The sequence below is a fragment of the Bacillus hominis genome (genome assembly GCF_030348325.1).
Classification (GTDB): Bacteria; Bacillota; Bacilli; order Bacillales; family Bacillaceae_G; genus Bacillus_A; species Bacillus_A hominis.
This window is the reverse complement of sequence record NZ_JAUCFS010000005.1, coordinates 4,192,021-4,207,255: the sequence shown is the minus strand read 5'-3', so window position 1 is coordinate 4,207,255 and position 15,235 is coordinate 4,192,021. Positions and strand designations below refer to the sequence as shown.

Genomic DNA, 15,235 nt, shown 5'->3' with positions numbered 1-15,235 from the left:
ACTTTATTATTTCACAAATTGTAATTCTTTCGGGAATTTCGTTAAAATTTCTGATCCGTCTTTTGTGATGTAAATATCATCTTCAATACGAACGCCACCTACGTTTGGTACGTAAATACCTGGCTCGATTGTGAAGACCATACCTTCTTTTAATAGAGACTCATTGCCTTCTTTTACATCTGGATATTCGTGTACGCTAATTCCAAGTCCGTGACCAAGGCGGTGTGGGAAGAAGTCTCCGTAACCTGCATCTGCGATAACAGAGCGAGCAGCGTTGTCAATTGCACCAAATGTAACGCCTGGTTTACATGCTTCAACTGCTTGTAGTTGTCCAGTAAGTACAGTGTTGTAAATGCGAGTTTGTTCTTCAGAAATATCACCAAATGCTACTGTACGCGTAATGTCAGAGCAATAACCTTCAATGATTACACCTAAATCAAATAGTACGAAATCGCCGCGTTTCATTTTATTTGCACCTGGAATACCGTGTGGAAGAGCAGAGTTTGCACCTGCTAATACCATCGTATCGAATGACATTTTATGGATGCCTTTTGTTTTTAATTCATGCTCAATAATTGCTAATACTTCTAGCTCACTACGATTTTCTTTAATTGCATTTACACCAACTTCAACAGCATAATCTGCCATTTTAGCTGCTTCACGTAAAATAGAAAGTTCTTTTTCATCTTTAATTAAGCGAAGCTCACGAACTTTTTCTTCAGCTGATTTGAAAGCTGCTTTCGGGAATAATTTCGTTAACTCTTCGTAGCGCTCTACGTTTAAATGCTCTTTTTCAATTGCAACTGCATTTGCATCAATACCACGATCTTTAATTGCTTTTGCAATCATATCCCATGGTTTGTCAGTATCAGTAAATCCGATAATTTCATGGGCCCAGCCAGCGTTACGAGCTTGGCCTTCTTCCATTTTAGGACAAATTAAAATAGGTTCTTTTTCTTGGAATACAAACATACCAAGTAGTCTTTCATGTGGTTCACAGTGGAAGTTTGTCATGTAGAAAACGTTTGGTGTAGAAGTTAAGAACGCAGCTTCTACGTTTTTTTCTTTTAGCCATTGCATTAAATTTTCTAATCTAGCATTCATCGATTGGCACCCCCGAGATATTTAATTACAAATATAACTTTACATCGGAGGAAAGCGTTATGACAAGTAAATAGATGTTAGAAAAGACAGGGAATTGAAAAATCATGTAGAATAAAAAGTGAGAATGTGAATAGGGGAGGAATGTAATGATGAAAGTATCTTATCACGGGCATTCAGTTGTAAAGATTGAAACGAATGGAAAAGTTATTTTAATTGACCCATTTTTAACGGGAAATCCGAAAACAGATTTAAAGGCTGAAGATGTACAGGTTGATGCGATTATTTTATCGCACGGACACGGTGATCATGTGGGGGATACAGTAGCGTTAGCAAAGAAAAATAATGCGGTTGTTGTGGCACCGTTTGAATTAGCGACATTTTTAGGATGGCAAGGTGTAAATACACATCCAATGCATATTGGAGGTTCACATGAGTTTGACTTTGGAAAAGTGAAATTGACCCAAGCATTCCACGGCTCTAGTTATATTGATGAAGAAAATAAGACGATTACATATACAGGTATGCCAGCTGGTATTTTGTTTACAGCAGAAGAGAAAACGGTATATCATGCGGGAGATACGGCTCTATTCTCTGATATGAAGTTAATTGGAGAACTAAATGATATAGATGTAGCATTTTTACCAATTGGTGATAATTTCACAATGGGACCAGAAGATGCTGTGTTAGCAGCAAAATGGATTGGTGCGAAAACGGTTGTACCGATGCATTACAATACGTTCCCAGTTATTGAACAAGATCCATATCAATTTGTAGAAAAGCTACAAAATTGTACAGGGAAAGTATTAGAAGCTGGAGAAAGTATTACATTATAAAAAAGAAACCCTTCATTTGAAATGACAAGTGAAGGGTTTTTTACGTGTGTAGTACAGCTTTTAAAGTTTGCGCTTGTTTTGGTGATTCTTTTCTTTTTGGAAGTGGCTGTTCGGGTGTTTCATTCAACTCCATTGCAACTTTTTTTCCGTCTGCGAAAGCTAAAAATACAGCACTTATAACCTCTAAAAATTTTTTCATCATGTATTCGCTCCTTTGTTTCATTTCTTGTCTTAATTGTATAGGGAATCGAGTGGACAAACTATCGAACGAGATGACAATACCATTACATTGTTGTAATAGAATGACTGGTGTAATGTAAGGAGTATTTTGTTATAAAAAAAATAGTACAGATATACAAAGAGAGAGTGTAACAGTTTTGAAAATATAGTATACTGAAAATACAACACATGAAGAATTTAGGGAAAAGAAAGTATGGTGAAACCATTTGGCTACCAAACATAATCAAATTTTAGAACATATTAATAGCCTACCGGTAGGGCATAAAATTTCTGTAAGGCAAATTGCGAAAGATTTAAGTGTAAGTGAAGGGACAGCTTACCGTGCAATTAAAGATGCAGAAAATAAAGGGTATGTTAGTACAATTGAACGTGTCGGAACAATTCGAATTGAGCAAAAGAAGAAAGAGAATATCGAAAAACTGACATATGCAGAAGTCGTTAACATTGTCGATGGCCAAGTACTTGGGGGCAGAGAAGGGCTACATAAAACGCTAAATAAATTCGTTATTGGGGCTATGAAATTAGAAGCTATGATGCGCTATACAGAAGCGGGGAACTTGCTTATCATCGGGAACCGTACGAATGCACATCAATTAGCATTAGAAACAGGGGCTGCTGTATTAATTACAGGTGGATTTGATACGGAAGAGCATGTGAAAAGGTTAGCAGATGAATTAAAGCTTCCAATTATTTCGAGTAGCTATGATACATTTACGGTCGCAACGTTAATTAACCGTGCAATTTATGATCAACTTATTAAGAAAGAAATTGTACTCGTTGAAGATATTTTAACACCGATTGAAGAAACGTTATATTTAAAGCCAAGTGATACAGTGCAGAAATGGCATGAGTACAATGAAGAGACGATGCATGGACGTTATCCAATTGTGGATGAAAATAAAAAGGTGTTAGGTATCGTAACTTCGAAAGATATGATTGGTGTTGCGAAAGATACACCGATTGATAAAGTGATGACGAAACATCCCATTACGGTAAATGGAAAGATGTCTGTCGCAGCTGCAGCACGTATGATGGTATGGGAAGGTATTGAATTACTTCCTGTTGTGGAGGATGGAAATAAATTACAAGGAATCATTAGTCGTCAAGATGTACTTCAGGCGCTGCAAATGATTCAGCGTCAACCACAAGTTGGTGAAACGATTGATGATATTGTAACGAATCAATTTATGACGCCGAAAGAAGCAAAAAATGAGCATTTGTATCAATTTTCAGTGACGCCACAAATGACGAATTCAATAGGGACATTATCTTACGGTGTATTCACAACAATTGTGACGGAAGCAACGAACCGTGTTATTCGTGCGCAGAAGAAGAGCGATTCAATTGTTGAGAATTTAACAATTTATTTTGTAAAACCGGTTCAAATTGATAATGTTGTATCGGTTCATCCGAAAGTATTAGAAATTGGCCGTAAATTTGGTAAGGTTGATGTAGAAGTGCATCATGAAGGTAATGTCGTTGGGAAAGCATTGCTTATGGTGCAGTTAATCGATAAATAAAAAGATGGAACAAATCGTTTTGGTTTGTTCCATCTTTTTTTGTTGGTTTAAGTTTGGAAACCAACAAAAAAAGATGCGAGTGAGTTTTAGAGGAATATGTATAAGGTGGAGTAGGAAAACTAATGGAAAGGTAAAAACTGAAAAGACAGAATATTAATTCATTTAGATTGTATACTATGTTATAATTAGATTGTAAGATAATGGATGTCGGAAGGAGGATGCAATATGTCATCAGAATTACTCTTTTTTGGTGGTATCGCACTCTTGTACTTTCTTGTGATGATACCAATTCAATACTTATACTTACAAGGATTAAATGAAAAAAAGAAACGAACAGGATTATCTCAGCAAGAACTATACAAACAGATGTCTTTTGAAGAAGAGCAATTACATTTTCATGTGCAAGGCAATCTATTTAATATACCGTCTGCGTTTGTTGCAAGTATGATTTTGAAAGTTAAGGGACGTAAAAAAGCATCACAATATTGATGCTTTTTTACGTTATTTTATAAGATTCGGCTTCTTTGACTGCTAATGGTAGAAAATGTTTATATTGGCGGAATCCATTAAATGTACTCGCGCTGCCAAGTAAAATAAACAAAACACCAACGATAATGCGGGCAGTTGAAAGTTCTAAAAAGAATTGGTTTATCCCAAAGAATAGGACGAATAAGCCGAGTGCCATTGCGGATTTTCCTGAGAGCCATCCCTTCTCCATTGGACGGTTTGTACGAAAGAATTTTGTTTTGTAGAAGAGGTACAAAACAAATGAGATGATAATACAAAAGACGAATACTGGCATAATACACGCTCCCATCGATTGGTATAAAAATAACAATTTAGAAAAAAGAAAAATCTAAACTTTCTAATTTTTATTATAAAGCAATTGTTCGCATGTATGAAATGTTTTCCGTTATAATGGGGGATAAAGTGAAACTTTAATTTGTGTGAGGAGATCCCACGCACTAATTATTAGCCCTCACCAATCGTGCTTTTACGTGCATTTAATGCGGGATAAAGTGAAGAAGTTGAATAAAAAGGAGATTATACATATGCATGAGCAAATTTTAGGAGCAATTAAAGAGTTTGATACAATTATTATTCATCGTCATGTACGTCCGGATCCAGATGCGTTAGGTTCTCAGTGCGGACTTGGTACAATTCTGCAAGAATCGTTTCCAGAGAAAAGTATTTATATGGTTGGGTACAACGAGCCTTCTTTATCGTTTTTACGAGTAATGGATGATATTGAAGATAGTGTATATGAAGATGCACTTGTTATCGTTTGTGATACAGCAAATCAAGAGCGTGTTTGTGATCAGCGTTATGCAAAAGGAAAGATGTTAATTAAAATTGATCATCATCCGAATGAAGACCCGTACGGAGATATTACGTGGGTGGATACGACAGCTAGTTCTACAAGTGAAATGATTTATGAGTTTTACAGTTATGGAAAAAATAAAGGATTAAAGGTGACAACAGAAGCAGCTCGCCTTATTTTAGCGGGTATTGTTGGAGATACAGGTCGTTTCTTATTCCCGAATACAACAGCAAAAACGCTCCGTTACGTAAGTGAGCTTGTCGAGATGGATGTTAAATTTACGGATTTATACAATGAAATGTATAAGACGAAAGAAAAGATTGCTCGTTTAAACGGTTATATTTTACAAAACTTTACGATGGTAGAAGAAGGCGCAGCGTACATTAAATTAACGAAAGAGGTACTAGAAGAGTTTGATGTACTTCCTTCTGAAGCATCTGGTGTTGTCGGGGCGCTTGGTAATATTGATGGATTAAAGGCCTGGGTTCTATTTTTAGAGGAAGACGACGTTATCCGCGTTCGTCTTCGTTCAAAAGGACCAGTTATTAATAAATTAGCAATGCAATATAATGGTGGAGGACATCCGATGGCTTCTGGTGCAAAAGCATCTTCTTGGGAAGAAGCGGATCGTCTTTTTACTGATTTACGTGAGTTGTGTAAATAAGAAGTTGTATGTTGAACGAAAGAGAAGGAGAGGCGCTGAAGCCCTCCTTCTTTGTTTTTATATTTAAATATCATTAAATTAAGATTTTTTGTTTTATATGGAATTAATTTGATAAAATAATAAAAAATTCCCAAAAACGTCTTTTTTATGTTTTAATGGTGAAGAAGCTCACAAATATAAATCAACACTCACTTGGAACTATTAATTTGATGGGGGAATGTTTATGCGTCATAACTTTAGACATCGATTTCGAAGGAAAAATAATACCATGAACAAAACAACTTCATTTACGGAGAAAACACCACCATTTCCAGACCACATACCTCCTCAAGTAGAAAGTATGCAAAAAAAATATCAAGAAGCTGAAGAGCAAATCGCTCATTTGAAAAATATTATTTTTCATCAAGAAAGATTATGTTTAGTGGGAAGATTCGCTGCTGGGATTGCTCATGAAGTACGAAATCCTTTAACGATTATAAAAGGTTTTATGCAATTATTACATAAAGATTTGGAAAGAATCGATAAAAAGGATTATGCGGAAATGGTTATTTCTGAGGTGAATCGTGCGAACCATATTATTGAAAATTTTTTGACTGCTGCTAAATTCAACGAATCCTATAAAAAGAAAGTATACTTGAAAAGTTTTTTTGCAGAAATTGATGCATTGATACAAAGTGAAGCTTTGTTAAGGAATATTCAAATAATGATAAATCTTGAACAATTGGAGCCAAATTGCACTACGCAGATGGATTCTCAGGAGATAAAGCAAGTATTCCTCAACTTACTTAAAAATAGTGTTGAAGCAATTGAAGATAGTCCCAACAAGAATGAAGGGTATATTTGTATAAAGGTAATTCAAAAAAGTGAATATATAAAGATTAGTATAATTGATAATGGAAAGGGAATGGATGACGCAGTTCTCTCTAATTTGTATACTCCTTTCTTCACAACGAAAGAGGAGGGGACGGGATTAGGTATTTCTTTATGTAGAGAAATTATACACAATCACAATGGGAAGATAGAGGTTGAGAGCGAAGTGGGAGTAGGGACAAGGTTTGACATATATTTGAATAGTGTGAAAGATGTATAGAAAAGTTAATGAATTAGTATCAATATACTTTTATTAAAATGTTAATAAAAGTATATTCGGATGAAATAGATTAAAAAGATACCTCTATCTATCGAATAGTGCATGTCGATAAGATGGAGGTATCTTTTATTTTTCTTTCTCTATATCAATACTAATTTCAAGTACGGTATCAAAAGAGACTGTGTCTACTTTAAAGCGGTATATACGATCGTAATGTTTGTACGTTTTATTTTCGATGACTTTTTTGAGTAGGTCTTTATTTTTTGCGATGCTTTGAATGTTTTTCGTTAAAAGATGCTGGAGATCATTATGGATAGAAGTGGTCATGTTTTCAAGTGTAAGATTGTCTAAATCATATTTTTTTCGATTTATAATTTTTATTTTGATTTCTTGAATTGTTAAGAGCCGTTTATTTTCTGTGTTCAATTTCTCTTGGTCTTCGAGAAGGACGTGGAGTTTTGCTTCTTGTTTTTCGATAATTTCTTTTTGTTCTGCTATTTTACTAGCTTGTTCCTGCTGAAAAACACCGTATATGTACAAAAAAACAAACCAGCTCAACACTCCTCCAACAGCAGCACCAGCTAAAACTAAATACCACCTTTTGGCTGTATTGGCACTTGGTACCCTCATACATGTTCCTGTGTAAGCCATTTAATAATAATAAGACCAGTTTGCATACCACCAGTTGCGAAAAAAATAAGGAGAATTTGTTTTACGATATCTTTCATATCTCCGCCAAAGAAGCTTCTTTCAAAGCTATAAAAGGTATCGAACGTTCCGCCAATTGCTGCAACGAGTGCCCAAATTCTTAAATTTTGGGCAAATTGACTAATATAAGTTAGAGCTGGTTTTCCGATGAGAAATGCACCAAATCCGCCAATTAACGAACCACCAAGTATAACTCCAAAGGCAATAAAGTAACTAATAATAAGCAGAGAGAAAAAAGTATGTTCTCTTACATCCATCGTCATTCCCCTTTCTTCTTCATATATATGGACAAAGTATGAGAAGTATGTTTTGATTTCCGCTTTCCTCATCACCTATAATAAAAGTAGTCAAATAGGTAAAGAGAGGGTACAACAGTGAAGTTTGTGCATTTACAATGTCAAACCGTTTTTAGTTTGTTAAAAAGTGCTTGTAAAATTGAAGAGCTTGTTATACGGGCGAAAGAGCTTGGATTTTCGTCGCTGGCTATTACGGATGAAAATGTCATGTATGGAGTTATTCCGTTTTATAAAGCATGCAAGAAACATGGTATACAGCCTATTATCGGCTTAACAGCTTCTATTTTTAGTGAAGAAGAAGAAAGGTCTTATCCACTTGTCTTACTTGCTGAGAATGAAAGAGGCTATCAAAATTTATTAAAGATTTCTAGCAGTATTATGACGAAGTCAAAGGAAGGTATTCCGAAGAAGTGGCTGGCTCATTATGCGAAAGGATTAATTGCGATTTCACCAGGGAAAGATGGGGAAATTGAACAGTTATTGTTGGAAGACAAAGAGAGTCAGGCTGAAGAAGTAGCCCGCACGTATCAAAATATGTTCGGTGATTTTTATATAAGCTTGCAGCAGCATGCGATTCAAGGTGAACTGCTATTACAAGAAAAACTGCCTGAATTTATTAATAAGGTAAACGTTCCAGTCGTTGCAACAAATGATGTGCGCTACATTAATCAAAGTGATGCACTTGTTCATGAATGCTTATTATCTGTTGAGGCTGGAACGAAAATGACTGATCCAGATAGGCCGAGAATGAAAACGGATCAGTATTATTTAAAGTCATCGGATGAAATGGAAGCACTATTTTCTCATGCTCCGGAAGCGGTTCAAAACACATTAAAAATCGCGGAGCATTGCCAAGTGGAAATTCCTTTCCATGTGAATCAACTACCGAAGTTTCCTGTTCCCTCTAACGAAACGAGTGATATGTATTTGCGCCGTGTTTGTGAAGATGGCTTGCAGAAACGATATGGCGTGCCGAAAGAAGTACATGTACGGCGTTTGAATCATGAATTAAATGTTATTTCTCGTATGGGGTTTAGTGATTATTTCCTTATTGTGTGGGACTTTATGAAATATGCACATGAAAATCATATTTTAACAGGACCGGGACGTGGATCGGCAGCTGGTTCGCTCGTTTCTTACGTATTGGAAATTACAGATATTGATCCGATTGAATATGACCTCTTATTTGAAAGATTTTTAAACCCGGAACGTGTGACACTTCCAGATATTGATATCGATTTTCCGGATATAAGACGTGATGAGATGATTGGATATGTGAAAGATAAATATGGTCAGCTTCGTGTTGCACAAATTGTAACGTTCGGGACGCTTGCAGCGAAAGCTGCGATTAGAGATATTGCTCGTGTAATGGGGCTACCGCCAAGAGATATTGACATATTTTCAAAACTTATTCCATCAAAGCTGGGTATAACGTTAAAAGATGCATATGAGGAATCACAATCACTCCGTGAGTTTATACAAGGGAATCTTTTGCATGAGCGTGTGTTTGAAATTGCGAAGCGTGTAGAAGGCTTACCACGCCATACATCTATCCATGCAGCTGGCGTTATTATGAGTCAAGAACCGTTAACAGGAAGTATAGCAATTCAAGAAGGACATAACGATGTTTATGTTACGCAATATCCTGCTGATGCATTAGAAGAACTTGGATTGTTAAAGATGGACTTTTTAGGATTACGTAATTTAACGTTACTTGAAAATATTATAAAGTTTATCGTGGGAAAAACGGGGACACAAATTGATATAAGAAATTTACCTCTTCAAGACGAAAAGACGTTCCAATTGTTAGGCAGAGGGGATACAACAGGTGTATTCCAGCTTGAATCAGGTGGTATGCGAAATGTACTTCGCGGGCTAAAACCGAATGAATTTGAAGATATAGTCGCTGTTAACTCGTTATACAGACCAGGACCGATGGAACAAATTCCAACCTTTATCGAATCGAAGCACGGAAAAAGAAGCATTGAATATTTACATCCAGATTTAAAGCCGATTTTAGAAAGAACATACGGCGTAATTGTATACCAAGAGCAAATTATGCAAATCGCATCTAAGTTAGCTGGTTTTTCGCTTGGAGAAGCGGATTTACTGCGCCGTGCAGTGAGTAAAAAGAATCGTGATATTTTAGATCAAGAACGTAAACATTTTGTTCAAGGTTGTTTGGAAAATGGATACGACGAGACATCTTCAGAACAAATTTACGATTTGATTGTAAGATTTGCGAATTACGGTTTTAACCGAAGTCACGCTGTAGCTTACAGTATGATCGGATATCAGCTTGCATATTTAAAAGCAAATTATACGCTGGAATTTATGACTGCGTTATTATCAAGTGCAATTGGAAATGAAGATAAGATTGTGCAGTATGTACGAGAAACGAAGCGGAAAGGTTTTCACGTTTTGCCACCGTCTCTTCAAAGAAGTGGTTACAACTTCCAAATAGAAGGAAATGCAATACGTTACAGTTTACTTTCAATTCGAAATATCGGAATGGCTACAGTGACGGCATTACTCGAAGAACGCGAGAAAAAAATGTTCGAGGATTTATTTGAATTTTGTCTTCGTATGCCATCAAAATTTGTAACAGAGCGAAATTTAGAGGCGTTCGTCTGGTCTGGATGTTTTGACGATTTTGGTATTTCGAGAACGAATTTATGGAAAAGTCTTAAAGGAGCGTTAGAGTATGCAAACCTTGCACGTGATTTAGGAGATGCTGTTCCAAAATCAAAATACGTACAAGGAGAAGAGCTATCTTTTATTGAACAGTTAAATAAAGAGAAGGAAGCGCTCGGTTTTTATTTATCTAGTTATCCGACAGCGCAGTATGTGAAGTTAGGAAAAGAATTGGAAATCCCATCTCTTGCTCAGGCGATGCGACATAAGAAAAAAGTGCAAAGGGCTATCGTGTATATAACAAGTGTGAGAGTGATTCGTACGAAAAAGTTGCAAAAGATGGCATTTATTACATTTTGTGATCAAAATGATGAAATGGAAGCGGTTGTTTTCCCGGAAACGTATATACATTTCTCAGACAAGTTACAAGAAGGGGCAATTGTTTTAGTTGACGGTACGATTGAGCTAAGAAATCATAAGCTGCAATGGATTGTAAATGGACTCTATCCGTTAGAGGAAATGGATGTTTATGAAGAAAAGAAAGACGCATCTGTTTACGTGAAATTGCCATCTCAGTATGAGAAAAAGCTTTTAAATCAGGTTACGAAAATATTGTTTGACTATTCAGGTTTTGCGAAAGTACTAATTTATTATGAAAAAGAACATAAAATGGTACAATTATCTCGGAGTTTATCAATTCATCCAAGTGAAGAATGCTTAGGAACACTTCGTGAAATTGTCGGTGAAGAAAATGTCGTTGTGAAAATATAATGGACAATTTCCCTACACTTCGATTATCATAGTAGTAGTGTTCGTGGTCAGACCACTTGGAGAAATTGATACCAGCTAGAATAATTTGAGGAGAGTGGATAGTTTGTCAACACTTCGTGAAGAAGCACTTCACATGCATAAAGTGCATCAAGGAAAATTAGAAACTGTATCAAAAGTAAAAGTAGAAAATGCAAAAGATTTAAGTCTTGCATATTCTCCAGGGGTTGCAGAGCCTTGTAAAGAAATTTATGACGATAAAAGTAAGGTATATGAATATACAATGAAGGGAAATATGGTAGCAGTTGTGACAGATGGAACGGCTGTACTTGGTCTTGGTAACATTGGACCTGAAGCATCTCTTCCAGTAATGGAAGGTAAAGCTGTATTATTCAAGAGCTTTGCTGGTGTAGATGCATTCCCGATTGCCTTAAATACAAACGATGTAGATAAAATTGTTGAAACTGTAAAATTAATGGAGCCAACTTTTGGCGGTGTAAACTTAGAAGATATCGCAGCACCAAACTGCTTCGTTATTGAAGAACGTTTGAAAAAAGAGACAAACATTCCGATATTCCATGATGATCAACACGGAACAGCTATCGTAACAGTAGCAGGCCTTGTGAACGCGCTTAAGTTAGTTGGAAAGAAAATGTCTGACATTAAAGTTGTCGCAAATGGTGCAGGTGCAGCAGGTATTGCAATCATTAAACTTTTATATCGCTATGGTGTACGTGACGTTATTATGTGTGACCGTAAAGGTGCAATCTATGAAGGTCGTCCTGTCGGTATGAATCCGGTGAAAGATGAAGTTGCAAAATATACAAATAAGAATCGTATAGAAGGTTCTTTAGCTGACGTTTTACAAGGTGCGGACGTATTCATTGGTGTATCTGCAGCAGGTGCATTAACTGAAGAGATGGTTCGTACAATGAATGACGATGCAATTATTTTTGCAATGGCGAATCCGGTTCCAGAAATTATGCCAGAATTGGCAAAAGCAGCGGGCGCAGCTGTTGTTGGAACAGGTCGTTCTGACTTCCCGAACCAAGTAAATAATGTACTAGCGTTCCCAGGTATTTTCCGCGGTGCACTTGATGTACATGCGACGCAAATTAATGAAGAAATGAAGATGGCAGCTGTACAAGCCATTGCAGAGCTTGTATCAGAGGATGAGTTGAATGCAGACCATATCATTCCAGCGCCGTTTGACGCGCGTGTAGCGCCTCAAGTAGCAGCTTACGTTGCGAAAGCAGCAATGGAGACAGGAGTAGCTCGCCGTCAAGTAGATCCAAATGAAGTCGCTGAGAAAACAAAACAATTAGCGCTGATTGGTAAAGAATAAGCGAGGAATTTCCATTGACATCATCAAATACAAAAGTATATCTCGAAATTGTAAAAAAAATCCGTTCCATTATGGAAGAGGATTGTTTAGTAGCGGGGGATCGTTTGCCATCAGAGCGTGAGTTAAGTTCACGCTTAAATGTTGGACGTTCCTCTGTAAGAGAAGCATTACGTGCTTTAGAACTGGTAGGATTAATTGAAACGAGACGTGGTGAGGGGACGTTTATTCGAAACTTTTACGACAACGGTCTTGTACAATTAATCGCTCCGTTTCTATTGCAAGATGAGAAAACAATTCGTGATTTATTACAAACAAAACGATTGCTTGAAAAAGATATGATTCGAATTGTGTGTAATTTACCGAAAGAAACGTTTTCTAAAGTACTAAGTAAGTTACATCAAGTGCTTGAAGGAAATGAAAGCTCAATTCCAACGCTTCATCAAACGTTCTTTAAAACACTTATTGAACAAGTCGATAATTATTTACTATATCGCATTTGGATGATCGTAAATGATTACGTCGCAACTCTTTCTTGTGAAGTTTCAGGAGATTCTATCGAAATGTATAGAAAGCTTTACGCTACTTTGGAAGCGAAGCAGGAAAATGATGCACTAAAAATTTACGATGAATTAGTAGAGAATATACAGTTTCACTCGTAATGTATAAAATTTGTCGAAATGACCATGACACGTTATGACAAACATTCTACCGCATAGCGGTTAAAGTTAAACGTAAAGAGAGAGGTTATTAGACAGATTGAGAAGATAAGGCTAACATCAAACTTTGGTGTTAGCCCCGTTTTCTTCTTACGCTAACCTTAGCTCTCAACGAAGGGGGTCAAATTGTGCTAAGAGATTTATTCGTGAAAAAGAAAAAGTATGCTGCAATACCTTCAGAACAAGTACGAAAAGATGTACCAGATGGCGTTATGACAAAATGTCCGAAATGTAAAAAAATCATGTATACGAAAGAACTTCTGAAAAATTTAAAAGTATGTGTGAACTGTGGATATCATCATCCTATGAATGCATGGGAGCGCCTTGATAGTATATTGGACGAAGGGTCATTCCGTGAGTATGACAAAGAAATGGTTTCATTAAATCCACTCGAGTTTCCAGGATATGAAGAGAAATTAGAGAACGATCGTAAGAAGACTGAATTGAATGAAGCGGTTGTAACTGGTGAAGGAACAATGGATGACATGCTTGTTGTTGTTGCAGTAATGGATTCTCGTTTTCGAATGGGGAGCATGGGCTCTGTTGTAGGAGAAAAAATTGCCCGTGCGGTTGAAAAGGCATACGACTTACAAGTTCCATTTATTATCTTTACTGCTTCGGGTGGTGCCCGTATGCAAGAAGGTATATTAAGTTTAATGCAAATGGCAAAAACAAGCGTAGCTTTGAAAAAGCATAGTAATGCAGGAGGATTGTTTATTTCTGTTATGACTCACCCGACGACGGGCGGGGTTTCAGCGAGTTTCGCTTCACTTGGTGATTATAACCTTGCAGAGCCAGGTGCACTTATCGGATTTGCTGGTAGACGTGTAATTGAACAAACAGTGCGTGAGAAACTACCGGAAGATTTCCAAACGGCAGAATTCTTACTAGAGCACGGTCAATTAGATGCGGTGGTGCATCGTGATGATATGAGAGAATCACTTCGCAAGATTTTAGAAGTTCATCAAGGAGGGGAAATGGCTGTATGGCAGAGCTAGAATTTGAAAAACCAGTTGTTGAGCTAAGAAATAAGATTCGTGAACTGAAAGACTATACGAAAAACAGCCAGATGGACTTCAGTGAGGAGATTCGTATTTTGGAAGACAAGCTAGAAAAATTAGAGGAAGATATATACGGCAATATGAAAGTATGGGACCGTGTTCAAATTGCTCGTCATGCAGAACGACCGACAACGCTCGATTATATTGAGCACTTATTTACTAATTTTTTTGAATGTCATGGAGATCGCCTATTTGGCGACGATGCAGCGATTGTCGGCGGCATTGCGAAATATAAGGGGATGCCTGTAACTGTAATTGGGCATCAGCGCGGAAAAGATACGAAAGAAAATATTCGTCGTAATTTTGGGATGCCTCATCCAGAAGGATATCGAAAAGCACTGCGTCTAATGAAACAAGCGGAAAAGTTTAATCGTCCTGTTATTTGTTTCATCGATACGAAGGGAGCTTATCCTGGTAAAGCAGCTGAAGAACGTGGACAAAGTGAAGCTATCGCTCGCAATCTATTTGAGATGGCAGGTTTAACAGTACCTGTTATTTGTATCGTTATCGGTGAAGGTGGTAGCGGTGGTGCGTTAGGTCTTGGGGTAGGAGATTACATTCATATGCTAGAAAATTCCACTTATTCTGTTATTACACCAGAGGGTGCGGCGGCGATTCTTTGGAAAGACGCTGGTAAAGCAAAAGAAGCTGCAGAAGCGATGAAAATAACAGCATTAGATTTGAAAGAATTAGGTGTAATTGACGAAATTATTCCAGAGGCAAAAGGCGGAGCGCATCGTAATATTTTAAAACAGTCAGAAAATATAGATTTAATGCTTAAGAAAACTTTTGAACAATTAAGCGGAATTTCGAAAGATGAATTAATCGAAAAACGTTATGAAAAATATATGAAAATTGGGCAAGTTTCGTTTTCAAACGCTTCCATTGGGATAAAATAATAAAAGCGTGCGTTCCTCTTCGCGAATGCACGTTTT

The 15,235-nt window shown here is 36.9% G+C and carries 15 protein-coding genes; 10 read left to right on the top strand and 5 right to left on the bottom strand.

Annotated elements, in window-relative coordinates; genetic code table 11:
• Nucleotides 1-6: 6 nt before the first annotated feature.
• Nucleotides 7-1,104, bottom strand: coding sequence for a Xaa-Pro dipeptidase (gene pepQ, locus QUF93_RS24410; protein WP_289360463.1), 1,098 nt, complete (start codon nt 1,102-1,104; stop codon nt 7-9).
• Nucleotides 1,105-1,253: 149 nt separating this feature from the next.
• Here pepQ and QUF93_RS24405 point away from each other — a divergent pair, with 149 nt between their 5' ends.
• Nucleotides 1,254-1,937, top strand: a complete 684-nt coding sequence (locus tag QUF93_RS24405) for a metal-dependent hydrolase (protein ID WP_289361012.1) — start codon at nt 1,254-1,256, stop codon at nt 1,935-1,937.
• 40 nt (nt 1,938-1,977) lie between these two features.
• On the opposite strand, the gene QUF93_RS24400 is transcribed toward QUF93_RS24405, so the two are convergent.
• Entirely contained in the window at nt 1,978-2,139 is a 162-nt protein-coding gene (locus QUF93_RS24400; RefSeq protein ID WP_289360462.1) for a hypothetical protein, read from the bottom strand.
• A gap of 244 nt (nt 2,140-2,383) precedes the next feature.
• Here QUF93_RS24400 and QUF93_RS24395 point away from each other — a divergent pair, with 244 nt between their 5' ends.
• Together QUF93_RS24395 and QUF93_RS24390 are read left to right on the top strand one after the other, a co-directional pair.
• On the top strand, nt 2,384-3,697 hold the full coding sequence (locus QUF93_RS24395; RefSeq protein ID WP_002122992.1) for a CBS domain-containing protein: 1,314 nt from the start codon (nt 2,384-2,386) through the stop codon (nt 3,695-3,697).
• A gap of 225 nt (nt 3,698-3,922) precedes the next feature.
• A complete protein-coding gene (locus QUF93_RS24390) occupies nt 3,923-4,186 on the top strand; it encodes a DUF3949 domain-containing protein (protein ID WP_289360461.1) in 264 nt (87 codons plus the stop codon).
• A 7-nt stretch (nt 4,187-4,193) separates the two neighbouring features.
• On the opposite strand, the gene QUF93_RS24385 is transcribed toward QUF93_RS24390, so the two are convergent.
• Nucleotides 4,194-4,499 carry a YtpI family protein gene (locus QUF93_RS24385; protein WP_289360460.1) on the bottom strand — a complete coding sequence of 102 codons (306 nt, stop codon included), beginning with the start codon at nt 4,497-4,499 and terminating at the stop codon, nt 4,194-4,196.
• A 250-nt stretch (nt 4,500-4,749) separates the two neighbouring features.
• Between QUF93_RS24385 and QUF93_RS24380 the strand changes: the two genes are divergently transcribed.
• Nucleotides 4,750-5,682, top strand: coding sequence for a DHH family phosphoesterase (locus tag QUF93_RS24380; RefSeq protein WP_289360459.1), 933 nt, complete (start codon nt 4,750-4,752; stop codon nt 5,680-5,682).
• Nucleotides 5,683-6,022: 340 nt separating this feature from the next.
• Nucleotides 6,023-6,772, top strand: coding sequence for a two-component system sensor histidine kinase NtrB (locus QUF93_RS24375; RefSeq protein ID WP_289360458.1), 750 nt, complete (start codon nt 6,023-6,025; stop codon nt 6,770-6,772).
• A 126-nt stretch (nt 6,773-6,898) separates the two neighbouring features.
• Here the strand turns inward: QUF93_RS24375 and ytrI are convergent, their stop codons facing one another.
• Together ytrI and QUF93_RS24365 are read right to left on the bottom strand one after the other, a co-directional pair.
• Nucleotides 6,899-7,402, bottom strand: a complete 504-nt coding sequence (ytrI, locus tag QUF93_RS24370; protein ID WP_002122986.1) for a sporulation membrane protein YtrI — start codon at nt 7,400-7,402, stop codon at nt 6,899-6,901.
• On the bottom strand, nt 7,399-7,812 hold the full coding sequence (locus tag QUF93_RS24365) for a YtrH family sporulation protein (RefSeq protein WP_078172708.1): 414 nt from the start codon (nt 7,810-7,812) through the stop codon (nt 7,399-7,401). The genes ytrI and QUF93_RS24365 overlap by 4 nt, the downstream gene beginning before the upstream one ends.
• A 42-nt stretch (nt 7,813-7,854) precedes the next feature.
• On the opposite strand from QUF93_RS24365, the gene dnaE reads away from it, so the two are divergent.
• The 5 genes from dnaE to accA all read left to right on the top strand — a co-directional run bounded on the left by dnaE (nt 7,855) and on the right by accA (nt 15,199).
• Nucleotides 7,855-11,181, top strand: a complete 3,327-nt coding sequence (dnaE, locus tag QUF93_RS24360; RefSeq protein WP_289360457.1) for a DNA polymerase III subunit alpha — start codon at nt 7,855-7,857, stop codon at nt 11,179-11,181.
• A gap of 133 nt (nt 11,182-11,314) precedes the next feature.
• On the top strand, nt 11,315-12,523 hold the full coding sequence (gene ystJ, locus QUF93_RS24355; RefSeq protein WP_165763976.1) for an NADP-dependent malic enzyme: 1,209 nt from the start codon (nt 11,315-11,317) through the stop codon (nt 12,521-12,523).
• Nucleotides 12,524-12,537: 14 nt separating this feature from the next.
• Entirely contained in the window at nt 12,538-13,182 is a 645-nt protein-coding gene (locus tag QUF93_RS24350) for a FadR/GntR family transcriptional regulator (RefSeq protein ID WP_002122982.1), read from the top strand.
• Between the two features lie 185 nt (nt 13,183-13,367).
• Complete coding sequence (gene accD / locus QUF93_RS24345) at nt 13,368-14,237, top strand: acetyl-CoA carboxylase, carboxyltransferase subunit beta (RefSeq protein WP_289360456.1); 870 nt, start codon at nt 13,368-13,370, stop codon at nt 14,235-14,237.
• Nucleotides 14,225-15,199, top strand: a complete 975-nt coding sequence (gene accA, locus QUF93_RS24340) for an acetyl-CoA carboxylase carboxyl transferase subunit alpha (protein ID WP_289360455.1) — start codon at nt 14,225-14,227, stop codon at nt 15,197-15,199. Before accD ends, accA begins: the two co-directional genes overlap by 13 nt.
• Nucleotides 15,200-15,235: the final 36 nt, after the last annotated feature.